Here is a 24511-nt window from a genome sequence, read left to right on the forward strand (position 1 = left end):
TTAAATTTTCAAGACCATTAAAATAGAAGAATGTCGAAAGTATTGATTATAGGAGGCGGAATCGTAGGTTTAAGCTCAGCCTATTATTTACAAAAAAAAGGCTATGAGGTCAGCGTTTTGGATAAAGGTGACATTACAGACAGCTGCTCATTTGGTAATGCAGGGATGATTGTACCCAGTCATTTTATTCCGCTGGCCGCTCCCGGAATGATTCAACAGGGGATCCGATGGATGTTTAACAGTAAAAGCCCGTTTTACGTTCGCCCTTCATTAAATTATGATCTCATTGGCTGGGGAATCCGGTTTATGAAGCATGCCACAGCAAAGCATGTGAGCCAGTCGGCAGAGCCTTTACGTGATCTTTCCCTGCTGAGTAAAAAATTATATGAAGATCTTTCGAAAGAACCTGGTTTTGATTTCGAACTTACCCATAACGGTATTTTAGCTTTTTACAAAACTGAAAAGGCTGCGGAGGAAGAAGCTCATCTGGCTGCAAGAGCCATTGAACTGGGCTTGGATATGGCAGTATTAAATGCTGCTGAATGTACGGCATTACAACCTGACTTAAAATTAGACATTTTGGGTGCGGTCCATTACCGCTGTGATGCCCATGTTTATCCAACAAAGCTGATGAATGCTCTGCTTCTCTATCTGACAAATAATGGAGTAAAAATAGAACGTAATAAGAAGGTGGATAAAATTGAAACCGCAGGAAAGCGGGTGATCAGGGTTTTTACAGGAAAACAGAGTTGGGAAGCAGACCAGTATGTCATTGCAACAGGCTCATGGTCACCGGAAGTCGCAAAAATGGCAGACCTTACGATCTCTTTGATGCCCGGCAAAGGCTATTCTTTTATGGAGTTTGAACCCGAAAACCGCTTAACGATACCGGCATTGCTGTGTGAAGCGAGGGTAGCTCTCACCCCTATGAATGGCCAGATCAGATATGGTGGCACGATGGAACTGGATAAAATAAATACCAAAGTCAATATGCACCGGGTCAAAGGAATTGCAGAATCTGTTCCCCAGTATTTCCCGGATTTAAAACCTGTACTTCCGGCAGAAAAAGATATCTGGTATGGCTTTCGTCCATCATCTCCCGACGGTCTACCCTATATCGGGAGAAGTGAAAAGAGGGAAAATTTAATTATTGCTACAGGTCACGGAATGATGGGACTGAGCTTAGGTATGGCAACAGGATTATTGGTAAGCCAGATTGCTTCGGGCGCAGCTACTGAACTTGAAACCGGACCTTTTTCGGTGACCAGATAAATAGAATCATCTCTTTTCCAGCTAACCTGAAAAGATTACATTCTTCAAATATTATCAGGATATAGCAATATTTTAACCTAATCACACAGCAATGACTCTAATTCGGGGTAATATTATTAATTTTAAATCGTAATTGATAAGCCAGATTACTATGAAAGTATTACCGTTTACCATCCTTGTCCCGAAAGATAAAAGTGTGATTACAGAGTATATTGAGCTCCCCCATTTTTATCAATATCTTCACAGGCACGATGAGTGGCAGATTACCTATGTAGAAAGTGGTGAAGGAACTTTGATTGCCGGTAATGATATGCACGCGTTCCGTCCCGGAGATGTCTTTGTGATCGGTGCCAAGCTTCCCCATTTATTTAAAAGCAATGCTGAATATTTTGCTGATGACAGCGAAAAAGTGATCAAAGCCTGTTCCGTCTACTTCAATCCCAATGGTATTCTCGCTTCATTGTTCGGGCTGCCCGAAATGAAGATGGCAAAGGCTTTTTTAGACAAGAACAAGCATGGTTTTAAAGTTCCGTATGGTTTTACGGAAGACATCATGAAACAAATCTTTACGGTCCACAAGGCAACAGGCATCGATGTTCTGTTCAGTTTTGTGAAATTAATTAATACTTTGCAGGATCTGAACGAAAATGTGGAACGGTTGTGCTCCGATCTGTATTCATCCAACTTCAGCGAGAATGAAGGAATGCGGCTGAGCAAAATCATTAATTTCATTACGGACAATTACAGCAATCCTATCTCACTGGAAGATGTCGCTAACACAGCTTTTATGACGCCACAGGCTTTTTGCAGGTATTTCAAGAAACACACAGGCCATACCTTTATTTCTTTTCTGAATGAAGTAAGGATTAATGCGGCGTGTAAAAGTCTTATTGCGGGAGAAAAAGCAGACTGTATTTCAGGAGTAGCATACAAAGCGGGATTCAACAGTATTACGAATTTCAACAGGGTATTTAAAAGTATTATCGGACAATCTCCAAAGTCTTATATTGATACCTACAACAATGTGAGCAGGGTAAACCGACCAGTCTGATCAGCAGATGATGGAGGTGTTTATGGATGCATTTACAATAGAACAAAAAACCGTCATTTACTTAAAAAAGTGAATGACGGTTTTTTTATTTTTAAATTGGTGGTTAAACCGGATTTAATTCAGTTTTGCTGTTAACTTTTTAAACTGCTTTTCCGCATTCTTTCCTTCATAAAGGATAGCATAAACGGTATCAATGATCGGAAGTTTCAGATGTTTTTGCTTAGCTGTTTTATAGATTGAATCTGCTGCATAATATCCTTCTGCTACCATGTTCATGGACTGGATTGCCGATTTCACGGTATATCCTTTTCCGATAAGGTTTCCTAAGCTTCGGTTTCTGGAGAAAAGAGAATAGGCTGTTACCAGAAGGTCACCCAGATAAGCACTTTCGTTCACGTCTCTTGGAGCTTCGTATACCGCTTCCAGGAAAATTTCCATTTCGCGGATGGCATTGGAAACAAAAACGGCAGTGAAGTTATCGCCATAACCAAGTCCGCTTGCTATTCCCGCACCGATCGCGAAAATATTTTTAAGAATCGCGCTGTATTCATTTCCTAAAATATCTTTACTGGAATGTACTTTGATAAAATCTGAACTGAAAATTCCCGTCAGTTTATCTGCTGTTTCATCCTCCACGGCTGCAACGGTAAGGTAAGAAAGTCTTTCCATAGCAACTTCCTCTGCGTGACATGGTCCTGCAATAACGGCCTGGTTTCTGAAACCGATTTTAAATTCATCTCTTAAATAATGCGCTACCACATCATTTACTTTAGGAATAATCCCTTTAATTGCAGAAACAAAAATTTTGTCTCCATATTCACAGGTCATTTTATCCATCGTATCCGACAGGTAAATGGAAGGTGTGGCCAGTACGACAACATCGCAGGCGCTCACCAGCTCGTTGATATCTGTGGTAAGTTTTAGACTTTTAAGATTAAAATTAACGGCTGTAAGATAAGATGGGTTGTGTCCGCGGAGTTCAATAGCTCCTTTTACGAATTCACTTCTTACACACCAGTGGACCGTTTTACAGTTTTCAACCAGCATTTTTACGATAGCGGTTGCAAAACTTCCGCTGCCTACTACTCCTACAGAAACGTCGTTCTTATTCTTTTTTGGATTAGAAGATTCTGAAATTATTTTCTTTTTAGCCATAATTGGAATGTGAACTGCAAATATATTAAAACAAAGGCGGAACAAGGACTTTGGGGCTATGATAAAAACCACTTTCTGAAAAAATTAACACTTCAACACAATTAAATATCTAATTAGACGTTAAATACAGAAAAAACTAAGTTTAATTTAAAAATATACCTCAAATAGTATTTTTAATTAAATTTGCAGGCTTAAAACCGTTTTGTAATTTACTAAGAGAAGAAATATGAAGAAATTTCTAAACAGCAGGAAGAACGTGAATATTCTCCTTGGAGGACTTTTGCTAGTAGTTTTTGCACAGGCTGTCTTTATCGCTAGGTTATTTTCTAAGAAAGATGACAAGATGTATGAAGTAAACCTCGTCAAAATAAACACTGAAAAAGACAGTGTAGATTATTTAAAAATGAAAACTGATCTCACCATGGTAGATCAGACTGTGGCTGAGCTGAATTCGTTCCTGAAATCTAAAAATATCACAGATCAGAAGCTGATGATCCTCGCTAAAGACAGTATCTCCAATTCTGTATATCTGGCAAAACAAGCCAACCGCTACAGCCAGTACTTAATGAATCTCCAGAAAAAGCTGATGGAAGTTCCTCTGGGAATGCCTACCGATGGATACATCTCCTCTAATTTCGGCATCAGAAAAAATCCAATTCCTTATAAAACCGTATTTGCTTCTGTAAAGCCTGGTGCCGCAGAATCCAAACCCATGGCTGCTGCCGCACCAAAACCGGAAGTAAAAGCTGAACCTGTTGAAAAAATTATTGAATTAACGGACAGCTACGGTAATAAAAGAGAAGTAAAAGTGATGGTAACCCCGAAAGCGGCACCTGCTGCTCCGGCACCATCTCCAGCTGCTGCTTCAACGAAAGCTGTAGCAGGAAATACCTCGGCGAAAGCACCGATGGAAAAGAACAATCCACCTGCTGAAGCAGATCAGATGCAGTTCCACAAAGGACTGGATATCGCTGTGGCTTACGGCTCAGATGTAAGAGCTGCTGCTGCCGGAACCGTTATTTTCTCAGGCCAGAAAGGCGGTTACGGAAACTGTGTCATTGTTTCTCACGGAAACGGACTGGCTACCCTTTACGGTCACCTTTCGCAACTGGTTTCAAAAGTAAATGAGAAAGTAAAAGTAGGACAGGTTATCGCCAAATCCGGCAACTCCGGACGTTCTACGGGACCACATCTTCACTACGAAGTACACAAAAACAACACACCGGTTAACCCGAAACTGTTTATGAATTTATAAAAAAATGGCTGTCTGTTGGACGGCCATTTTTATGTAATACTATCAAAAGAGTATCTGTGTATTCTGAGAAATCTGCGGGAGATTTTATGGAAAAAAATATTTTATAAGACAGTTTTTTAAACCATTAAGATCCTATTAAGCTTTTAAGAATATTAAGTTGAGCTATGCCTTAAGCAGTGCTGATTTAAAAATCTATTTGATTTTTCTTAATGGAACTTAACCTCTTCAATATTCTTAATGTTTCAAATTAAAAATCTGCATCATCTGTTTAATCTGCGCGAGATAAAAACATCCAGTATTTAATAATTAAAAAACTGCCATCTAACGACAGCAGTTTTATATTATTTCACAATTTTAAGCGATCCTTTCAGATGCGTAAATGATCCGTTAGGTTCTGCAATATTGGTATAAATGATATTCTTGTTATAATCCTGAATGTGGGTAATGTTTGAACCCAGTTTTGGTTCGTGCCAGTACACCATAAAGATATTCTTGGCTACCTCTGTTACGGTATACTGTACCGTATCTGTATTGCCCTTTACATTTCCGGAAACGCCTGTGAAGGACATTTCTTTATTGTTTTTGAAATCCAGAACGAATTTAAATGTTCCGAAATCAGCTTCCACTTTGTTCCCTATTGCCGGATAAGGTGACTTCAAGTCCCAGTTGATTTCTCCAAAGAAAACTTTCGCTCCCATTTCCAGTTCATCTTTTCCGTGAAGGTCAGGATATTGTTTCACCATAAAATCTACAACACCGGAAGATGTTTTGTTTTCCGTCACTGCTTTTTTATAATTTTCCAGATAGTTTTTAACGAAATCCAGAGACTGTGGAGACAGCGATAATTTTGCAAAATGGGAAGGAACAACCTGTTCAGGCTTTAATGCTTTCATCGCATCAATCTGTCCGATCCACTGATCAATTGCCTTGATATTCTGAGTATCTGCCATCCAGATATGGGAATCTACGGAAACTGAAATCCCTCCGGCCACTGTTTTTAAAGATGGAATCCAGACAAAACTGTGAGCAGGATCTTCAGCATTCTGTTTGATCTCAATTTTATTCCCTTCCAGATCAGGAATAGCATTGGCAGCTTCCGGAATAATGATCTCTGAGGGAGCATCTTCTTTCAGCTGTGGTTTCCATACCGCTATCTTATCATCTTTTGAAGCAGAAATCAGATAAGCGGTTTGTGCTGTGGAAATGATTTTTACATTGGGAAATGCTTTTTTAATCACATCCAGTCCGAAATAAAAATCCGGGTCGCTGTGGGAAATAAAAACGGTCTTCAGGTTTTTCCCTGTTGCTTTAATTTCCTTCACCAACTGTTCCGCATACTGCTTCTGAAACTGGGCATCGATAAGCACAGCATCTTTATCTCCGTAAATAATAGTGGAAGTAATAGGAAAAATGGCTTTGGAGCCGGGATTGTATACTTTGATCTTCAAATTTCCTGCAAACATCATACTTACCAATCCCAGCACTGCTGCCAGTGATAATAATTTCTTTTTTAACATTGTCTCTTTTTTTTGTGAATTAGTAAGCTGCTGTAAAACGCTCGCGGATATGATTGTTCTGTTCCAGTTCGTCTACCAATACGGCTGCTACATCTTCTACAGACAGACGGCTTCTTCCGTTTTCGTCAAAAACAGGGGTTTCCAGAGAAGTTCTGTATTTTCCGGTTCTTTCCCCTACATTCGCCTGGTTCATTTCAATAGCCGGGCTGAAGAACGTCCAGTCAAGGGTATTGTTTTCTTTGATTTTGTTTAAATAATCTCTCGCTGCCGTTGCCCCCGGTTTGTAAGCTTCCGGGAAATCCGGTGTATCTACGATCTGTACATGATCCGGTGTATAAAGGCTTCCGGCTCCTCCTACTACGATCAGTCTTTTCACGCCTGACTGTTCTACTGCTTTTTCAATATTTACAGAACCGTTCAGGAAATCGTTATACAGATTCGGGTTCGTCCAACCTGCGTTGAATGCGCTGATTACGGCATCACTTCCTTTCAAAGCTTCTGCAAGCTCTTCTGTATTGTTTACATCTACGCTTTTTGCCGTTACGTTTTCTTTTGATTCTACTTTAGAGGCGTCTCTTACCAAAGCTTCTACTGCATATCCTCTTGATGTTAGCTCATTTACTATTTTTGCTCCTACAAAACCGGTCGCACCGATTACTGATACTTTTTTCATACTATTTTATTTTAAATTAATTGTAATAACTTTTGTTACATTTAAGGATAAAAAATTTTTATTCGAACTGATCGCTGAATTCCTGCAGTGACTTATCTCCTAAAAAGTTAATGACCAGCTTATCTGTTTCTTCAAACAGGGTATTTAAGTGAACATTGACTTCTTTACCCACACTGCATGCCGGATTGGGATTCAGATTCTTTTTCCCCAAAACGTCTGTATTTTTCACAGATTTATAAATCTCCGAAATACCGATCTGATCTGCATTTCTCGCAAGTTGAGTTCCTCCATCTTTCCCCTGTCTGCTTATAATCAAACCTGCTTCTCTCAATACACTCAATTCCTTTCTTACCATCACCGGATTTACATTCACGCTGCCCGCAATCCATTCAGAAGTGAGCCACTCCTGAGGACTTTTAGCCAACAAGGTCAGAATATGTATCGCCGTAGCAAATCTTGTATTGTTCATTTTAATTACAGGGCAAAGATAGACAAATTTTTAACTGTAACAAATTTTATTACAGTTAAATTTTTCTTAAAGAATCAATTTGTCCAGATCCAGTAGCAGATAATTGATATTCTGGTTAATGGTCCGCGTTGCCGACTGCATCTGATTGAGCATCGCTGCCCGGTTATGAAGATCATCGGCTCTGTAAAAGCCTCCATCACTGAAAATCACAGACTGATCGGCTTCCGTTGTGCTGTCGTCGAACTGATAATGAAGCCATCGCTCCTTCATACTGCTGATAATGGAATGTTTCTCTTTATTGGAAAACTTTTTCTCCGTATACATATACCAGATGAATGGTGGAAAATTTGGAGACTCCAGTTTTTCTCTCCAGATATCTCTCAAAAGGTTTCTCTGATGGATAAATTCTACCTTTTTTCCTTTCGGATTCAATGTGGCGAGACCGAAACCAGCCCCTACAACACCCCCGCTGATATCAATCGCGTTGCTCCATCCTCCATCTGACACAATACCGCCGGCAATAGACGCTGCAGCACCCGTTACAATGGAATAAAGGATCATTTTATTGTTTCTGGAATCATTGAGATTATCTACATAATTTCCGATCTGGGCTACCCTTTCTCCCTCACAGTCAAATTCTGCGGCCACGGCATCCAGTTCGGTAAGCGCAATCGTTATTTTACTGTTGATCTTACTTTTAAGCTGCAAAACTTTAACCTGAGCGGCTATGGAAGAGTCTTTTTTCAGATCAATGATCTTATGAACCTCGTCAAGATTATCCAGGGCATTGAGGATAAGAATACTCTGATCGGAAAACGTTCCCTGAAGTTCTTTATTAGCCGCTAAAATAGAATCCGAATTATAGGACGGAACCCTGTTGCTGTAGTTATATTGGAAAGGAGCCTTGCAGTAGCTGTCTTTCAGTGTAAGGATGTTCTGCCTGATGACCTGGTTCTTTTTTGAAACACAGGAAGTCAATAAGCTGAATACGGCCAAAAGGTAAAAGAGTTTTTTCATTCAGTTTATATTTTTTCTTTGTGTGGTTGGATTATCGCAAAGACGCAAAAGATTTTATTCTCTACTTTTTTAAGGCGCAAGGATTTTATCTTCGATAAAATTTAAATCTGCTTATTCAGACTTTCACATCCGTTAAAAAATATAGCAATCCCTGTTCTTTGAAATAGATCCATACGAATATAGTACAAATAAAAAAATTTACCTGAATTCAGGTAAATTTTTAAGCTATTTTTAAGCAGGATTATTTAATATCCAGTAATTCTACTTCGAAAACTAATGTAGAATTCGGTCCGATTTCTTTACTGATCTGCTGATCTCCATACGCTAAGTGCGGAGGGATGATCAGTCTCCATTTGCTTCCAACAGACATGAGCTGAAGAGCTTCTGTCCATCCTTTGATTACTTTGTTCAAAGGGAAAGATGCCGGCGTTCCTCTTTTTACAGAGCTGTCGAAAATCTTACCGGAAATAGTAGTTCCGTGGTAATGGCATTTTACGGTGGATTTAGGCCCCGGCTGTGCGCCATCGCCTTCGGTAATGATCTCGTACTGCAGGCCGCTTGGCAACTGTACAACACTTTCTCTTTTACCGTACTCTTCCATGTATTCCTTACCGTCGTTAAGGTTCTTTTCTGCCTGTTCTTTTTTCTTTTTAAATAACATATCTGCTACTCCCATTGTTGATATTTTTTACAAAGATAGGGGTTTTTGAGAAGATGAAAGAGGGAAGCTGGAGGATGGAAGTTATGGAGGGAGATGGCAGGGATAATAGTTAAAATGTTGTTTGTTGCTAGTTGCTGGTTGTTAGTTGGCAGTTTAGAATATAATGAAGAAACAAATTGAAAAAGTCTTTTGGTTAAAGGGTAAACCAGGAGTTCTTCTATCTTGAGACTTCCCTCTTCCATCCTTTCTTCTAAATTACAGACTAGCAGTGACTTCCACTTTCCATTCTTCAATCTTCCGCCCTTATCTCCCTGACTGCCGCAAAATTCAAATAATTTTAACATTGGGTTAACGCGGATTCAGAAACTTGGCGTTATAATTGAATTTAAAAACTAAATGCCAGAACCACTAAAATATAATAAGAAATTTGACGAACTTACCGAAGAGGAAAAAAAGCTTTTCGAAATCAATAAAAAGACTATTGCTGATTTCGTTGAACAGTCTTCTTCCATAAGTGATGTCGACTATGCCACCAGAAATGCCCATGCCAAGACTTATGCCGCAGCTGATGGTACATTTTTCATCGATAAACACATTCCTGAAGAACTTCTTCCTTTTTTTGACATTGAAAAATTTGATCTGACCATCAGACTTTCCAATGCCAATCTGAAAATCAAGAACTCAGAAAAAGATATTCCTGCTTACGGATTTGCAGTCAAAATAAAGGACGAAAAAGGCGGGCTGATCGCGAATTTTCCTTTGGTTAATTTTCCTTTGCTTCCCACGAATTCGGTTTCTCATTTCCTGAAACTGTTTACTGCGGTGAACCGGTTTTACATTAAAAAATGGAGCAGTTTCTTTTCATTGGCCACTCAGATGCTCAAAGTGATTCCTTCGGTCTGTACATTTTCGTTTGCACGGAATATTTTAAAACTGCTGGGAAAAAGAAATGATTTTATTCTCTCTTTTGATTATCACTCTGTTGGTGCTTACCGTCTTGGTGATCATATGATCAAAATCAAGCTGGTTCCGAAATCTGTGGATAAAAATTTTGGGAAGAAGTTAAAGATGAAAGAGGCTCTGAAACATTATTTTCAGGATCACGATTATACTGCCGATGTTCTTATCCAGTTTTGTTATAACCTCAAAGAACAGCCTATCAACAAGCTGAATGTGGAATGGAAGAATTCACCCTATATTAAAATCGGGGAAGTGAAAATAGATAAAGGCCAGCTTCTGGATCCTCGTGACTGCACCACTGAGCTCCTTTCATTCAATCCCTTTGAAAGCAAGATCTTTTTCCAGCCTGTCGGAAAGATTCAGAAACTTCGTGATGAAGCATATAAAGTATCTGTGCAGACGAGGAGGAAGATTAATAAGCTGCTGCACAAACATCAATGATGATTGATGTGAATTGTCAATTGTGAATTGTGAATTTCTAAAAACACAGTTAAAAATTGACAACTCACTTGCGAAGCAAAATTGATCATCATGAATTCTGGTGTTTTTTTGAAATAAAAAAAGGCTTTACGATTTGTAAAGCCTTTTACTATAATAAGGTTTTGTTGTTCTTATTTTTCTAATTTCTCTTTTTCCTCATCTTCCTTTTCAGGGAACATAATAGATATAAGAACCGAAAGTACCAATACTCCTCCTACGATTCCCAATGAAACCGGAGACGGAATATGAATCCATGGTGCGATCAGCATTTTTACCCCGATAAATGACAGGATAATCGCCAGTCCGTAAGGAAGCTTGCTGAACATATGGATAAAGTTCGCCAACAGGAAATATAATGATCTCAATCCTAAGATCGCGAAAATATTGGATGTATAAAGGATGAACGGGTCATTGGAGATCGCAAAGATCGCCGGAATAGAGTCTACCGCGAATAGAACGTCGGTAAATTCAATAACCCCAACCACTACTAAAAGCGGTGTTGCCATCTTGATTCCGTTTTGGATCGTGAAGAATTTATCACCATCATAATTATCGGAAACTTTCCAGAAGCTTTTGATCAGTCTTGCACCGGCTGTATTGCTGTAATCTTCGTCGTCATCGTCACCTCCGTCACCCCAGGATTTGATCCCGGCATAGACAAGGAACAGACCGAACAGGGCCATTACTACGTTGATCTGAACTGCTTTTCCGAAAATATTCATTTCAGGAAGATACGTCAGGTTGATTAACCCCACTCCAGCGAAGATAAATATCGCTCTGAATATCAATGCTCCAATGATTCCCCAGAAGAGAACTTTGTGGTGAAGATATTTCGGAACTTTAAAGAACCCGAAAACAAGGATAAATACGAATAAGTTATCCACAGAGAGGGCTTTTTCAATCCAGTAGGCGGCCTGATACTGCGTAAATTTCTCTACGGCCACAGCGTGGCTTTCAGGACTTCCGTCTGTATTGAAAACCCAATACACCACTCCGGAGAATATCATGGATAGTGAAATCCATACGATAGACCAGATGGTAGCTTCTTTGGATGATACTTCATGGCTTTTTTTGTTGAATACTCCTAAATCCAGGAGCAGCATGATAACTACCGTTACCGCAAATCCCCACACCAAGCCCGGGTGCAATTCTAAAATACTTTGATGTTCCACTTCAGTTTATGTTATTATATGATAAAAGCAATAGATGTACAGTATGCACAAATATTGCTAATTTTTAATGTTTTTTATTTGATATCAATAGGGTCAATAAGTTTTAGCTCAAGCCTGTAAAACTATTCATTTTTTTCGAATGGACCAAAGCTCTTTCTTACTGATGATCTACCGATTATAAATAATTCGCCTGAACCGTCTGGATCGTCTGTTCCAGCTTTCTGTCTGAAGTAGGATCTCCGATCGCGTTGAATTTCCATTCTCCGTTTCTCTTGTAGAAAACCCCCATTACCATAGCAACGTGTCCTTTGAAAGAAGCATCATTGGCGATATCATATTTAGCAAAAACCTCTCTTACATTGGTAGGTGTTCCTTCATAGATACGGATAGAAGCGAAAGGAATTGTTCCGAAATCCTGTCCCTGGTAGCTGTTCAGCACCAGTGCAACGTGTTCTACGTTAGGCTCCAGCTGGCTGAAATCTACGGTGATCACTTCATTGTCTAATCCGTCATCTCCATTCACATCTCCGGTAAGGTCATCACCGCTGTGTTTTACAGAACCGTTTCTTGATTTCAGGTTTCCGAAATAGATCACTTCCGTAAGCGTTTTGTTTGAATCAAATAAGATACAGCTTCCATCTAAGTCTACTGCTTCTTTTTTAGTTCCGAAAAGTCCTTTTTTCTCAATTGCTCCCCAGTTGATTCCCACACAGGCTTGGGTAAGCTCGGCACCGTTTTCCTTTTTCAGGTTGATTCTTTGACCTTTTTGTAAGTTAATAGCCATCTTTTTATGTTTAGTATTGTTATGTATTCTAAGGCGAAATGATTGGTTTTTCTTTCGCTTTAATTGTTATTCAAATTTAAATTAAGCATTGCACGCAGGATATTCGTTTCTTCGTCGAAATCGAATATTTTGCTCATAATATCTATATTTTCCAGATTTTTGAGATAATCTTTCAGCACATTTCCCACTTCTGCAGGAATCGTTCTTTTCCTTTCAGTGATGGTATTTTCCAGCAGCTCATTTTTTGTTTTCAACTGATTGATGATTGAACTCTGATTCGACTGGTTCTCGGAAACATTCAGTTTTTCAAGATCCCCGTCAAACAGATAAAGTTTTTTATCATCGATGCCAAAAATAAAATGATCATCAGACTGAAATATCTTGAAGAGCTCATACTCATAAGTCCCGATGAGATAACCGCAGACAAAACGTACTTTAAAACTCTGGATATTCAGTCTTCCCAAAAGCTTCCTTTCTATCGTATAATCTTTGTACTGATAGGCGGGAAAAGGCTGTGGCTTCAACTGCTCTTCATCTGCATTGGTCCTGTAGAATTCCTGTCCGTATTTTTTATGGAAATACAGAACATTGTTCCAGTCTGCCGTAAAAATATCTTCGGTAAGGTCTTTGTAAAGCATTTTCAGATGTTGGGAAAATATACCGCTGTACATCTTCCTGTCGGTCTGAAAGCTGTCTACCCGTCTTTCCTCAAAACCTTCAATATATTTATTATTAACGTCAATTTCATTAATCACAGCCAGCATATCATTTTCCTTCTGCCGTTTTATTTTGGTGAGAAGTTCTATGAGACTGTCGGTATACTGCAGGTGGAAAAGTTCCAGTTTATTGTAGTCCAGAGCGGTATTTTCCTGAAACAAATTGTGGATGATATCCGTTTTGATGTAAATAGATATGATATCAATATGTTCAAAAAAATTAGCAAGAAGTTTAAGCTTTGTTAATCTTCTTTTGCTCTGAGACATTATGGTTGCTGCATCATCCCCCACCTTGGTATTCTGTTAATTAACCTCTGACGTTTGCTTTTAATTCATGCTCCAGTGTCTGAAGATCCTGATCCAGTTTTCTTCTTCCTTCGGCACCCTGTTTTTGGATCTGTTTCACTTCATTCAATGTATTGATAAGCATTGAAGTCGTTTCTCTCAATGTTTCTACAGATACGATGGTCTGCTCGTTGGCTCTCGCCACATTCACTGAATTCTGACCCAGACGTTCTGCATTTTTCTTCAGAATAGCTTCCGTAGTAGAAGATACCTTCTGCTGGATCTCGATATTCTGCTGCTGTCTGTACATTGCTACTGCCAGTGAAAGCTGGTTTTTCCAAACCGGAAGTGTTGTGGTAAGAATTGTCTGTGCTTTTTCAGCGATAGAAACGTTATTATTCTGTACCAGCCTGATCTGTGGAAGAGACTGCATCATGATGATACGCACCACTTTAAGATCAGCCATTCTTCTGTCTAATCTCGCGATGAAATCTCTCTTATCAGCGATCTGGTAATCCTGGTAGGTCTGCGGATCAGCTTCCATTTGAGCCAATTCTCCGGCAGCTCTTTCCATTCTTACATTTCCGGCAATCACCAATTCTTCGATAGCTTTAATGGAATTCACATTGCTCTCAAAAATAGTCTGAAGAACCGCATTATCTTTGGTAGAAGTGATGATTCCTGCATTTACTTTATGAGCAATTTGCTCGATATTGTTGATGATCTTGTCATATTTCGTGAACAGGTTTTCCACCTGCGTCATGACCTTTTTCATGAACGGGATCTTGCTCAGAAAGCTTTTCACCTTATTCTGCTGAAGCTCATCAACGTCCACGTAGTTCAATTCTACCAATAGGTCATTGATAAGTACGCCTACTTCACCTGAGTTGGATCTTCTTACATTTCCTAAGAAACTGTCACTCTGATTGGATAAAGTTTTCTGAAGCTCAGCTCCGTAATTCACGATGGAACCAGGATTGGTCTCATCGATAGAATTGGCAAGAACTTCGTATTTCTTACGCTCTTCTACCTGCAGCTGAGTCAGATTTACATTCCCTTCTCTGTCCACAAGAACCGCCGGTGCCGTATTTTGTACAGGCTGACTCGGTGGAGCCATCGGAGCTGGTTCAAATGTTTTAAGAGGTTCAATGGATCCCATTGGATCTATAGGTTGATTTTCCTGATTGTCCATAATTACTTTTGATAAATTGATACGAATTTGTCAAGGCCGTCTCTCTGTCCCGCCCCAACAGCTTCAAATTTCCATTCTCCGTTTCTGTTGTAGATTCTTCCGAATTCTACAGCCGTTTCAATAGAGAAATCTTCGTCCAGTTCATATTTCAGAATTTCTTCGTTCGTCTCTGAGTTGAAAATTCTGATGAAAGAATTTCTTACCTGTCCGAAGTTCTGCTTTCTTGCATCAGCATCGTGGATGGTTACCACTACTGTAATTTCCTGAATCGCTGAATCTATTTTTGTAAGATCGATTTTGATCTGCTCATCATCTCCTGAACCTTCCCCTGTAAGGTTGTCTCCTGTGTGGATCACAGATTTGTCCGGAGATTCTAAATTATTATAGAAAATAAAGTGACTGTCTGAAACCAGTTTTTTGTCCTCGCCCAACAAAAATAATGAAGCGTCAAGGTCAAAACCTGTTCCTGTAGAAGTATTATTGATATCCCATCCTAAACCTACAGTGAATTTAGGTGCGTTAATGTTTTCTCTCTGTCCTTTTTGTAAGTTAATAGCCATAATATAGTTCCGTTTGTGTTAAAGTATTGATGTTATTTTCGTATTCTTTTATTAAATGATAATTGTTGCTGATTGCCAGCTCCAGAAGCAGGTCCATCTGCTCCTTTTTTACTTTAGACGTAAGATAGTCAAAATTACTTGAATCCAGGCCTAAAATATATTTCACGATCCTTGTGTTAAATTCAAAACTTGGCTTTATCATTACTTCTGCGACGTGTTTAATGTTTTTCACGGCATAATAATTAAAGAAATTTTCAATCTTCGGATCAAGGTCAAAATTCATCAGTTCCGCATAATAGAGGAACATAAAATCTGCCTCCACATGATATTCCTTCAAAATCCTGTTCACCGTATATTCGTGGCTTCCCGTGATTTTTATATCGTCTATAAAAATACAAAGTTTTCCGCGTAAAAAATCCTTATCGATATAATAAGTATCATTCGCAATCAGATTTTTACGGTCTTCAAAATTAAGATTCCCATAATCCGTGATATACGTGTGGTTACGGTTGATTTTGGAGATTATACTGGATCTCATTCCTTTCTGAAAGAGGTACAGATCCAGATGCTTTTTAAAGAAAAAACATAAAAAATTAGAAGCCGTAGGAATGGCCATATACGGACTTGGAAGAACTACGATCTCTTTTTCAGTGTTTAAAAGTTCCGCGTGTTCTGCAATAAATCCGTTGAATAATTCTTTAGCAAACTTTTCAGCATACGACTTGTCGCCATATTTGAAATAGCTATATTCTGCGGGTGAAAAAGTGAATTCATCTGCAGAATGAATGTGGTGTAAGCTGTATCTTTTATTCATATTAATTTAGTGTTTAAGTAAATGAGCACTGAAGCCGAAATCTTTCGCTCCCTGATAATCTGCCACGGGATTGTCTCCGATATGCAGGATACGATGCATCGGAAGATTCTGGTCTTTAAGGTTATTCTTCACTTCCTGAAAAATAAGAGGATTCGGCTTCGAAATATTGATCTCATCCGAATAAATATGAAAATCTATATACTGATCCAATTCCTCATGAGCCAGAAACTTTCTCATCGTTCTTCCTTTGATAAATCCTGTATTGCTCAGAATATTTACCGTTTTTCCTTCATTTTTGATCTGATCAAAAAATTCTTTTATGTTTTCGAAAATGATAACAGGTTTATATTCTAAAAACAGTTCTTCGCTTTTCAGATAAAAGCCTTCCAGTTTTTCTTTATCCAATTGTTTTACATCTACATCCAGTGATCCCAGAATCAGTAAATACATCTCAAAAGTATCAATATTCCCTCCTGTAACTTCATTGATTGTATTGCAGAGATCATCGTAATATTTTACAGTTTTCGCAACCTCAGCAATCGGTTTATCAATAGTAAAAAACGAGGTGAACAGCTCAACTCTTTTTGTTTTAAATTCAGGGTGAGATTTGATTAGGGTGAGCCACAGGTCAAAAGAAAAATGACAGTGGTTGTGAATGTCGATATCCGTTTTCAATAGTTTTAAGTTAAAAGTTTTATTTAGCTTTCTTGAAAAAGATTTAAAATTGTTTAATCATCAACAAGTGTTTAATTGGGTATTCTTCCCAAAGATAAAATTTTTCTTAGAAAAGCATTACGTACTTCTCTGTTTTAAGAAATTTTTATGAATTTTCGCCTGCTTTTCTATTGGTTGCAGTCAGGCTTAACAATTTGTTTAAATTCCCTGATCAAAAAATTTATCTAAAAAATTTTGGACAATTAAAAAATTTATCTAATTTCGCAACCGATTAAAAATCAACAATGTCAACAACAATGATAAATATAATAACTTTAAGTAACCCTGTGAGAGCTGTGTACTCTGGCAGCAATCAATATTTATCTGAATAGTTCCTTAGATCTTTTATTACTAAAAATATATTGAAGACCTATCTGTTCAGATGGGTCTTTTTTGCTGCCTTATTTTCAGACCTCAAAACGAGGAGAATACGTATCTGTATTCTCAGAATCAACAATTTAAATTCAGCAAAATGAAATATAACACAAGAAATATAGGAATTATAGCACACGTAGATGCAGGAAAAACCACTTTAACGGAAAGGCTTCTTTATTACACAGGCCTCATTCACAAGATCGGAAATGTAGACGATGGAAATACCACCATGGATAAAGACATCCAGGAGAAAAACAGAGGAATTACCATTTCATCCGCAGCAGTTTCCACCCAATGGAAGAAGGCGGAAACGGTTTATAACATCAATATCATCGATACCCCCGGACATATCGATTTCGCAGTAGAAGTCGAACGTTCTTTAAGAGTTCTGGATAGCGTTGTTGCCGTGTTCTGTGCCTCTTCAGGGGTTCAGCCGCAAACTGAAAATGTTTGGTTCCAGGCAGAGAAACATGGAATTTCAAAGATATGCTTCATCAATAAAATGGACAGAATTGGAGCTGATTTCTTCGCCGTTCTTAAGGAGATTGAAACGAAACTTAATGCAGTTCCTATGGCACTTCAAATCCCAATCGGAGCTGAAGACCAGTTTGAAGGAGTGATTGATTTAATCAAACAGAAAGCTTTATACTGGACGGATGAAAACGGGGAAACCATTATTGAAAAGGAAATTCCTGAGGATCACAAAGCCGATGCCGATGAATACAGGATGAAATTAATGGAAACCCTAGCGGAATACGATGAAACGTTCTTTGAGGTTTACATGAATCCTGAAAACAGCATTACTGAGGAAATGATCACTGAAGCTTTACAAAAAGTCTGCAGATCAGGAGCTGCGGTTCCCGTTCTCTGTGGTTCTGCCTTTAAAAATAAAGGAGTACAGCCTCTTCTGGACGCAGTAGTCACTTATTTCCCGGCTCCCGATCAGCTTCCAGCTGTTCAGGGTAAGGATCCTGAGACAGAAGAAGCTGTAGAATTGATAAGAAATGAAACAGAATCTTTTTCAGGACTTGTTTTTAAAGTCGTGATCGATAAACATATGGGAAGACTTGCGATGCTCCGTCTATATTCCGGTTCGATAAAATCCGGAGATACAGTTCTGAATGTAAGAACAGGAGAGAGTTTCAGGATATCGAGAATTCTGAAAATGCAGTCTGACAAAACCTTATCGATAGAGAAAGGAAAAGCAGGAGATATTGTGGCTTTAACAGGAATTAAGGATGCTAAAACCGGAGATTCTTTATCCGCGGTTGAGAAACCTGTCCTTCTGGAAGCGATTACCATTCCTGCTCCCGTGATCAGGGTTTCGATAGAGCCTAAAACGAACAGTGATGAGAAATCTTTCGGTTTGGTTCTGGTTAAAATCCAGGAAGAAGATCCTTCTTTAGTGGTAGAAAGAGACCGGCAGACCGGAGAAACTCTATTGAGCGGTCTGGGTGAGCTTCATCTTGAGGTCACTCTGGAAAAGATCCGTCTGAATCATGGTATAGAAGTCAATCAGGGGAAACCTAAAGTGTCTTACCGTGAGATTTTAACTGAAACCAGGACTCACAGGGAAAAGCTTTCGAAGCAGAATGGCGGAAGCGGACAGTTTGCCGATATCACTTTTGAAATCGGACCAAGGGAAAATAATGAACCCGGATTGGAATTCATTAATCTGATCAAAGGAGGTGTGATTCCGGGTGAATTTATTCCTTCCGTTGAAAAAGGTTTCAGAGAAGCTATGGAAAACGGACCATTGAAAGGTTATCCTTTGGAAAGTATGAAGATCAGACTTCTGGACGGTTCTTTCCATCCTCAGGATTCTGGTGCATTTGATTTTGAAAATGCTGCGAGAGACGGATTCAGAGCGGCTGCTTTATCCTGCAGTCCCAAGCTTCTGGAACCCATCATGCAGGTTGAAATTCAGAGTATAGAAGAGTACACAGGTGCTGTAACGGCTGATATCAACCGAAGAAGGGGAATTATTTCGTCCATTGATGAAAGATCAGGAAGAAAGATTTTCACGGCGGAAGTACCGTTGGCTTCTACATTCGGATATATTTCCGATCTGAGAACCCTGACGAGCGGAAGAGCTTCCATCAGCATGAAACTGTCGCACTATGCTTTGGTACCGGATTTCATTGCCAATACATTAATAACCTAAAAAACGAGGGCTGTAAAGTGATTTTACAGTCCTTGTTTGGTTATTGCAGGTGAATGGTCAATGGTGAAATGTCAATGGTGAATTTGATAGCTGCTTCACCACAAAAGAAATATTTCCCACAGATCTTACAGATGACACAGATTTTCTGAATCTCTAAATTTCTGAATCTCTGAATTTTTTAATTTTTAAATTCTTAAATTTTTCAATCTCCTCTCCCAAATTCCATTCGTTTTATTTTTCTACCTTTGTGGTCTGTTATGAAAATATTTACAGTTACATCTTCGCAAATCACACCGCCTTAAGGCTTAAGGTGACCTATTTTTCTTATATCCGGAATTTCTTTTGGATATTTATTCTTTTATATATCAATCAGTTTTAATCATAATACCTTATTTGTTGAAGGGTGTACTATAATAATTTCAATCATTTATGGAAAACATATTATCTGGTTTTCAATTGCGTAATGTAAATTTTAAAAACGAAATTCTGGCTGGCCTTACAGTGGCCATGACGATGATTCCTGAATCATTATCCTTTGCCATTCTTGCAGGGCTCTCGCCTCTTACGGGATTATATGCTGCATTTTTAATGGGAATCGTAACCGCTGTTTTTGGCGGCAGACCGGGAATGGTTTCCGGAGGCGCGGGCGCAACAGTTGTTGTTTTAATAGCATTAGCTTCATCTCATGGCGTTCAGTATCTTTTTGGAGCTGTGATACTGGCCGGAATTATTCAGATCCTGGTAGGAACATTTAAACTCGGAAAATTTGTACGGCTTATTCCGCAGCCGGTGATGTACGGGTTCTTAAATGGGCTTGCCGTTATTATTTTTATGGCTCAGGTAGCTCAGTTTAAAGTTGTCAAGGAAGGCATCAGTACATGGATGGAAGGTTCAGCATTATTGATTATGGCAGGTTTAACGGCTGTTACGGTTATCATTGTCTTAGTTTTTCCAAAGATCACCAAGGCTGTTCCCTCGTCATTAGTGGCCATTATTATCGTTTTTGCGCTGGTTTACTTCTTTAATATTGACACCAAAAAGGTTATAGATATTGCTTCAGTAAGTGGTTCTCTGCCTTCTTTTCATATTCCGGAAATTCCATTGAGTATGGACACGTTAAAAATTATTTTCCCTTATTCTATAGTGATGGCAGGAGTCGGTTTAATTGAATCTTTACTGACCCTGAATATGGTGGATGAGATAACCAATACCAAAGGAAAATCTGATAAAGAAGCAGTAGCACAGGGCATCGCCAATATCACCAATGGGTTTTTCGGAGGAATGGGAGGCTGTGCGATGGTCGCTCAGACATTAGTGAATATCGGAGCCGGTGCAAGAACCAGAATTTCTGCTATTGTGGGTGCGTTAACTATCCTTTTTATCATCCTTTTCGGTGGTTCTGTCATAGAGCAGATCCCGATGGCCGCTTTGGTGGGTGTCATGATGATGGTAGCCATAACGACTTTTGAGTGGGCTTCATTCCGAATCATTACCAAAATGCCTAAATCTGATATATTTGTGGGCGTACTTGTCGCTATCGTCACGGTTGTTCTTCATAATCTTGCTTTGGCTGTATTAATTGGGGTTATTATTTCGGCGCTGGTTTTTTCCTGGGATAGTGCAAAAAGAATCAGGGCAAGAAAATCTGTTGATGAATCAGGTAATAAGGTATATGAAATTTACGGACCTCTGTTCTTTGGCAGTACTACTGCATTTTTGGAAAAATTTGATATTGCCAATGATCCAGAGAATATTATTATAGATTTTAAGGAATCACGGGTAGTTGACATGTCAGCGATTGAAACTCTTAATAAAATCACTGAAAAATACAAAGCACAGAATAAACATGTTGTTCTTAAACATTTAAGTCCCGATTGTATCCAGCTTCTGAACAATGCCCATGGCTTTATTGAGGTGAATATTCAGGAAGATCCCACCTATAAAGTGATGCCAAAGTAGCTGAATAGAGACTGTTATAAAAGACAGTCTCCACGCACATCCTATTCATTAATTATTTTTATTAAACAATTTAAACATCTTAAAATAATTCACACATATGTGTATTTAATTTGTTAATTTTAATTAAATTTTGCTTTTTAAGAGTTTTTTTATGCGTTTTTAAGAATTAGATTCTAATTTTTATTTAAATTTGAAAACGAACAAACAGATTATTTATTTATTAATTAAAAAAAAACATGTAAGTAATGGTCTGTTTACACTAAGGTCAATAGTTAAAAATATTACGAATAAAACTGCATGAAAGAGCTTTAATAGGTTATATATATTCTTACAGAAAAAGTCTGAAGCATAAAAGAGGTCTTACCTGAGTCTATTGAATAAGAATACTGCGGAGGAGATGAAAACGAGAAAGTATTCTTAAGACATCCATAACCTGAAAACTGAATTATCGGCAGACCACTCCATAGACTGCCGGCTGTACACATACCAAGTATAGCACAGCGCTTACTATTCCCCTTTACTGCTGCCGTTGAGATTTTTCTTGGCGTGATTTTATTTTAAAACAGTCTGTTCATTCACCGTAAGAGTGGAATAAATGACCTATTGACTTTAATTCATGAATTTAAATAAGAAATAGTACTCAAAACATGTTATATAAAGAAATTCACATAGGAAAGTTTATCAAGGAGATGGTTGATGAGAATGAGATACCCATGGAGAGGATCTGTAATTTTCTCAATAAGGATGATGAGTTTATTGAAAATGTTTATAAAAGCAAATCCATTGATGCGGAACTGCTTTTGAGATGGAGCAAGCTGCTGGAATATGATTTTTTCAGGCTGTACAGTTCACACCTTATCCTGTATGCACCGCCGTCTGCTGTGAAGAAAAACCAGGACCAGAAGAAATCTGATAAAATTCCTTATTTCAGGAAAAATATTTATACCCAGGAAATCAAAGATTTTATCATGAAAAGGATTTTGTCCGGTGAAATGACGTATGGCGAAGTGATCAAAGAATATTCTATTCCGAAAAGCACCCTTCACCGATGGCTTCAGAAAAATAATGATAATACTAACGGATAAACAGAACTCATTATGCGCCCCAATTACAAGAAGATCTACTATGATATGCTGAGACTGGAACATCCGGAAAAGCTGAAAGACCCAAAAATCAAGGAACTCCTCGGAAAACTCAATACGACTGAAGATGTACTGAATTTTAATGAAAAGATTTTTGCACAGTCCAAAGAAAGCCAGATCAACAATCAGAAACTTAAAACCTACGATAAGAAAACCATGTTCAAGCTTTTACAGTATCAACAAAAGCATGGATTTTCTACCAGCTACATGTCCAGAAAATATAAGATCAGCAGAACAACGATCATGAACTGGAAAAAAACTTTTGAAGAGGAAATAGAACAAGTAATTAATGCCGGCGAATAATTCACCGGCATTTTTTGTAGAAGACATTCACGAATAATTTAAGTATAGGGTATTGAAATGAAAAAAAATGAAAAAAAAATTTCAGCTTTGTTCAGGATCATTTACACTTGACTTTAATTTTATCATAAATAATTCAATATTTATTTCAAAAAAAGTTAATACACAATTTACATATGTGATTATTTAATATAAAAAGTTCAAAAAAACGAGTTATAAATTAATATATATTTTTGTACAGTGGTTAAGGTGAGGGTTAAATTCTTCTTGCTTTACCCCGTAAAAAACATATTTGATGAAACTCCCTATACTCTTTATACCAAAGACAAGGTATAAGTATTTTCTTCTCATTAAACGAAACTATACATCCGAAAAATATATTATTCCTATCGGGAAAGACTGTCATCCCGCACATACTTTAAAAATACTTAATATTCGGATTCAAAGCCTTCCCTATGATTGGCTCCGGCTGAAATCTATTTTGGGTCTGAAGATTGTAAGGGAAAATATACAGGATCGTTTTATGTTTTTTCTGGATGATCTCAGGAAAAATGAAAGAGGCAATACGTATGCTAAAAAATATCCTGATACTGAATTTACCCATTCCAAAGCTGTCATCAACGATCTTAAGCTGCGGAAAACTTTTGAAAAGCGCTGTTCCCTATGTATGCATATTATTGAAAACCAATCTGTAGCCTATTTGTACACTTTTGGAATCAATGATTTTAAGACTTCAGAAGATGTTGATTTTTTTTGTGAAACGGTATATGATTTTACAAAGATTCTGAAAACAAAAGATTCTCTTCATATGTATATTCGTTTTGATGAACATATTACGAATGAAGAAATTTGCCAAGCATTGCTTACCAGAATAAAAAAAATACCGAAGGTGCATATTACCACCTATATCCGGCAAAAAGAAAAGTTTGGAATCTGGGGCAATGAAAAAGAATATCCGAAATTGTACAAGCGTCTGAATCTGCCCATCAGGCAGGTATTTCCAAAATTCTATTTAATCAACGATAAATAAGTGAGGCCTTTTGCTCTTCAGACTTTCTGATCGTATTAATTATTTTAAAACAAGGCAACAGCTGAGCGTGTAGTCGTGCTCTAACCAACTGAGCTACTCTTCCTATGACAGACTGTGTTTTTTTGGTGGAAGAGACGGGACTCGAACCCGTGACCCCGTCGTGATGAGCGAAGTAACACTGTTCTACGGCACTTGTTTATTTTTTTATTAAAAAGAGGCAAAAGTCGAAAAGACAGACATGCACCTTTCTCCTTACTGTTATTCAGGTATATTGCACTTTTCTTAGATTTTGAGGTCTAATTTCCTACTCGAAGTAAGCCTTTTCTACGGCACTCTTTTATTGAAGCCAAGGTTATAATGTTAGAATCTTTCTTTTTCACCTGCTCTGCCCAATTGAACTACAGTCCCTTTACAAAAGAGATGGCAGGATTCGAACCTGCAACCTGGTGAACCGTAATCGAAGTATGATTCTGAGACGACACTTAACTTTTTATATTTACTTTAATAACTCATTTTAACTTGAGTTGTATTCTATCTGGATAATCCTTTTTATTTTTAAATCAAGGTAATATTGAAAGGATCTTCCGTGCATTTGCTCTACCAGCTGAGCTACCTCTCCTTTTCGAGGGAAAAGGCAGGATTCGAACCTGCGACCCAATGTTTCTAAATCCCGAAGTATGATCCTAAAACGACACTTGATTATTTGTAAGCAGGGCATTTGGCCAAACAGAAACTTACGACAGAGCGATACCCTTACGCCATCTGTTTCCAGAACAGGATTCGAACCTGTATTG

22 protein-coding genes are annotated in these 24511 nt (G+C 38.2%); 9 read left to right on the forward strand and 13 right to left on the reverse strand.

What is annotated here, in order from left to right:
* The first annotated feature begins 30 nt into the window (after positions 1 to 30).
* Positions 31 to 1272: an NAD(P)/FAD-dependent oxidoreductase gene (locus tag BM143_RS21075; RefSeq protein WP_090027090.1), complete on the forward strand. Its 1242-nt coding sequence runs from the start codon at positions 31 to 33 to the stop codon at positions 1270 to 1272.
* A 151-nt stretch (positions 1273 to 1423) separates the two neighbouring features.
* Positions 1424 to 2323, forward strand: a complete 900-nt coding sequence (locus tag BM143_RS21080) for an AraC family transcriptional regulator (RefSeq protein ID WP_090027092.1) — start codon at positions 1424 to 1426, stop codon at positions 2321 to 2323.
* Positions 2324 to 2437: 114 nt separating this feature from the next.
* Here the strand turns inward: BM143_RS21080 and BM143_RS21085 are convergent, their stop codons facing one another.
* Positions 2438 to 3478: an NAD(P)H-dependent glycerol-3-phosphate dehydrogenase gene (locus BM143_RS21085; protein WP_090027094.1), complete on the reverse strand. Its 1041-nt coding sequence runs from the start codon at positions 3476 to 3478 to the stop codon at positions 2438 to 2440.
* A 226-nt stretch (positions 3479 to 3704) separates the two neighbouring features.
* Between BM143_RS21085 and BM143_RS21090 the strand changes: the two genes are divergently transcribed.
* Complete coding sequence (locus tag BM143_RS21090) at positions 3705 to 4733, forward strand: M23 family metallopeptidase (RefSeq protein WP_090027097.1); 1029 nt, start codon at positions 3705 to 3707, stop codon at positions 4731 to 4733.
* 341 nt (positions 4734 to 5074) lie between these two features.
* Here BM143_RS21090 and BM143_RS21095 read toward each other — a convergent pair whose 3' ends face one another.
* From BM143_RS21095 to BM143_RS21115, 5 genes are all read right to left on the reverse strand, one after another.
* On the reverse strand, positions 5075 to 6250 hold the full coding sequence (locus BM143_RS21095) for an MBL fold metallo-hydrolase (protein WP_090027098.1): 1176 nt from the start codon (positions 6248 to 6250) through the stop codon (positions 5075 to 5077).
* A 19-nt stretch (positions 6251 to 6269) separates the two neighbouring features.
* On the reverse strand, positions 6270 to 6923 hold the full coding sequence (locus BM143_RS21100) for an NAD(P)-dependent oxidoreductase (RefSeq protein ID WP_047454846.1): 654 nt from the start codon (positions 6921 to 6923) through the stop codon (positions 6270 to 6272).
* Between the two features lie 58 nt (positions 6924 to 6981).
* Positions 6982 to 7392, reverse strand: coding sequence for an Rrf2 family transcriptional regulator (locus BM143_RS21105; protein ID WP_090027100.1), 411 nt, complete (start codon positions 7390 to 7392; stop codon positions 6982 to 6984).
* 66 nt (positions 7393 to 7458) lie between these two features.
* Positions 7459 to 8409, reverse strand: a complete 951-nt coding sequence (locus BM143_RS21110) for a hypothetical protein (RefSeq protein ID WP_072925249.1) — start codon at positions 8407 to 8409, stop codon at positions 7459 to 7461.
* 241 nt (positions 8410 to 8650) lie between these two features.
* Positions 8651 to 9085, reverse strand: a complete 435-nt coding sequence (locus tag BM143_RS21115; RefSeq protein WP_051891234.1) for an FKBP-type peptidyl-prolyl cis-trans isomerase — start codon at positions 9083 to 9085, stop codon at positions 8651 to 8653.
* 381 nt (positions 9086 to 9466) lie between these two features.
* Here BM143_RS21115 and BM143_RS21125 point away from each other — a divergent pair, with 381 nt between their 5' ends.
* On the forward strand, positions 9467 to 10471 hold the full coding sequence (locus tag BM143_RS21125; RefSeq protein WP_090027104.1) for a catalase family protein: 1005 nt from the start codon (positions 9467 to 9469) through the stop codon (positions 10469 to 10471).
* Between the two features lie 170 nt (positions 10472 to 10641).
* Here BM143_RS21125 and BM143_RS21130 read toward each other — a convergent pair whose 3' ends face one another.
* From BM143_RS21130 to BM143_RS21160, 7 genes are all read right to left on the reverse strand, one after another.
* A complete protein-coding gene (locus BM143_RS21130; RefSeq protein ID WP_090027106.1) occupies positions 10642 to 11682 on the reverse strand; it encodes a TerC/Alx family metal homeostasis membrane protein in 1041 nt (346 codons plus the stop codon).
* A gap of 175 nt (positions 11683 to 11857) precedes the next feature.
* Positions 11858 to 12466 (reverse strand): TerD family protein, encoded by a 609-nt coding sequence (locus tag BM143_RS21135; protein ID WP_034703446.1) that lies wholly within the window; start codon positions 12464 to 12466, stop codon positions 11858 to 11860.
* A 59-nt stretch (positions 12467 to 12525) separates the two neighbouring features.
* On the reverse strand, positions 12526 to 13449 hold the full coding sequence (locus tag BM143_RS21140; protein WP_090027108.1) for a hypothetical protein: 924 nt from the start codon (positions 13447 to 13449) through the stop codon (positions 12526 to 12528).
* A 40-nt stretch (positions 13450 to 13489) separates the two neighbouring features.
* On the reverse strand, positions 13490 to 14659 hold the full coding sequence (locus tag BM143_RS21145) for a toxic anion resistance protein (protein ID WP_185116563.1): 1170 nt from the start codon (positions 14657 to 14659) through the stop codon (positions 13490 to 13492).
* A 2-nt stretch (positions 14660 to 14661) separates the two neighbouring features.
* Positions 14662 to 15219 (reverse strand): TerD family protein, encoded by a 558-nt coding sequence (locus BM143_RS21150; RefSeq protein ID WP_047454832.1) that lies wholly within the window; start codon positions 15217 to 15219, stop codon positions 14662 to 14664.
* Complete coding sequence (locus BM143_RS21155; RefSeq protein ID WP_090027110.1) at positions 15209 to 16033, reverse strand: phosphoribosyltransferase family protein; 825 nt, start codon at positions 16031 to 16033, stop codon at positions 15209 to 15211. Before BM143_RS21155 ends, BM143_RS21150 begins: the two co-directional genes overlap by 11 nt.
* Positions 16034 to 16039: 6 nt before the next feature.
* On the reverse strand, positions 16040 to 16708 hold the full coding sequence (locus tag BM143_RS21160) for an HAD family hydrolase (protein ID WP_090027111.1): 669 nt from the start codon (positions 16706 to 16708) through the stop codon (positions 16040 to 16042).
* Between the two features lie 511 nt (positions 16709 to 17219).
* Between BM143_RS21160 and fusA the strand changes: the two genes are divergently transcribed.
* From fusA to BM143_RS21185, 5 genes are all read left to right on the forward strand, one after another.
* A complete protein-coding gene (gene fusA / locus BM143_RS21165; protein WP_167375330.1) occupies positions 17220 to 19286 on the forward strand; it encodes an elongation factor G in 2067 nt (688 codons plus the stop codon).
* 429 nt (positions 19287 to 19715) lie between these two features.
* Positions 19716 to 21245: a SulP family inorganic anion transporter gene (locus BM143_RS21170; RefSeq protein WP_090027113.1), complete on the forward strand. Its 1530-nt coding sequence runs from the start codon at positions 19716 to 19718 to the stop codon at positions 21243 to 21245.
* A 647-nt stretch (positions 21246 to 21892) separates the two neighbouring features.
* On the forward strand, positions 21893 to 22330 hold the full coding sequence (locus BM143_RS21175; protein WP_047454826.1) for a transposase: 438 nt from the start codon (positions 21893 to 21895) through the stop codon (positions 22328 to 22330).
* Positions 22331 to 22342: 12 nt separating this feature from the next.
* Positions 22343 to 22690 carry a hypothetical protein gene (locus BM143_RS21180; protein ID WP_090027114.1) on the forward strand — a complete coding sequence of 116 codons (348 nt, stop codon included), beginning with the start codon at positions 22343 to 22345 and terminating at the stop codon, positions 22688 to 22690.
* A 292-nt stretch (positions 22691 to 22982) separates the two neighbouring features.
* Positions 22983 to 23717, forward strand: coding sequence for a DUF1796 family putative cysteine peptidase (locus tag BM143_RS21185; protein WP_090027116.1), 735 nt, complete (start codon positions 22983 to 22985; stop codon positions 23715 to 23717).
* Positions 23718 to 24511: the final 794 nt, after the last annotated feature.

The sequence above is a fragment of the Chryseobacterium oleae genome, assembly GCF_900115055.1.
Taxonomy (GTDB): Bacteria; Bacteroidota; Bacteroidia; order Flavobacteriales; family Weeksellaceae; genus Chryseobacterium; species Chryseobacterium oleae.

What these genes read in the sequence shown, in the direction of transcription:
- BM143_RS21075 (WP_090027090.1), top strand. Translation starts at nt 31, where the DNA reads ATGTCGAAAGTATTGATTATAGGAGGCGGAATCGTAGGTTTAAGCTCA.
- BM143_RS21080 (WP_090027092.1), top strand. Translation starts at nt 1,424, where the DNA reads ATGAAAGTATTACCGTTTACCATCCTTGTCCCGAAAGATAAAAGTGTG.
- BM143_RS21085 (WP_090027094.1), bottom strand. Translation starts at nt 3,478, where the DNA reads ATGGCTAAAAAGAAAATAATTTCAGAATCTTCTAATCCAAAAAAGAAT.
- BM143_RS21090 (WP_090027097.1), top strand. Translation starts at nt 3,705, where the DNA reads ATGAAGAAATTTCTAAACAGCAGGAAGAACGTGAATATTCTCCTTGGA.
- BM143_RS21095 (WP_090027098.1), bottom strand. Translation starts at nt 6,250, where the DNA reads ATGTTAAAAAAGAAATTATTATCACTGGCAGCAGTGCTGGGATTGGTA.
- BM143_RS21100 (WP_047454846.1), bottom strand. Translation starts at nt 6,923, where the DNA reads ATGAAAAAAGTATCAGTAATCGGTGCGACCGGTTTTGTAGGAGCAAAA.
- BM143_RS21105 (WP_090027100.1), bottom strand. Translation starts at nt 7,392, where the DNA reads ATGAACAATACAAGATTTGCTACGGCGATACATATTCTGACCTTGTTG.
- BM143_RS21110 (WP_072925249.1), bottom strand. Translation starts at nt 8,409, where the DNA reads ATGAAAAAACTCTTTTACCTTTTGGCCGTATTCAGCTTATTGACTTCC.
- BM143_RS21115 (WP_051891234.1), bottom strand. Translation starts at nt 9,085, where the DNA reads ATGGGAGTAGCAGATATGTTATTTAAAAAGAAAAAAGAACAGGCAGAA.
- BM143_RS21125 (WP_090027104.1), top strand. Translation starts at nt 9,467, where the DNA reads ATGCCAGAACCACTAAAATATAATAAGAAATTTGACGAACTTACCGAA.
- BM143_RS21135 (WP_034703446.1), bottom strand. Translation starts at nt 12,466, where the DNA reads ATGGCTATTAACTTACAAAAAGGTCAAAGAATCAACCTGAAAAAGGAA.
- BM143_RS21140 (WP_090027108.1), bottom strand. Translation starts at nt 13,449, where the DNA reads ATGTCTCAGAGCAAAAGAAGATTAACAAAGCTTAAACTTCTTGCTAAT.
- BM143_RS21145 (WP_185116563.1), bottom strand. Translation starts at nt 14,659, where the DNA reads ATGGACAATCAGGAAAATCAACCTATAGATCCAATGGGATCCATTGAA.
- BM143_RS21150 (WP_047454832.1), bottom strand. Translation starts at nt 15,219, where the DNA reads ATGGCTATTAACTTACAAAAAGGACAGAGAGAAAACATTAACGCACCT.
- BM143_RS21155 (WP_090027110.1), bottom strand. Translation starts at nt 16,033, where the DNA reads ATGAATAAAAGATACAGCTTACACCACATTCATTCTGCAGATGAATTC.
- fusA (WP_167375330.1), top strand. Translation starts at nt 17,220, where the DNA reads ATGAAATATAACACAAGAAATATAGGAATTATAGCACACGTAGATGCA.
- BM143_RS21170 (WP_090027113.1), top strand. Translation starts at nt 19,716, where the DNA reads ATGGAAAACATATTATCTGGTTTTCAATTGCGTAATGTAAATTTTAAA.
- BM143_RS21175 (WP_047454826.1), top strand. Translation starts at nt 21,893, where the DNA reads ATGTTATATAAAGAAATTCACATAGGAAAGTTTATCAAGGAGATGGTT.
- BM143_RS21180 (WP_090027114.1), top strand. Translation starts at nt 22,343, where the DNA reads ATGCGCCCCAATTACAAGAAGATCTACTATGATATGCTGAGACTGGAA.
- BM143_RS21185 (WP_090027116.1), top strand. Translation starts at nt 22,983, where the DNA reads ATGAAACTCCCTATACTCTTTATACCAAAGACAAGGTATAAGTATTTT.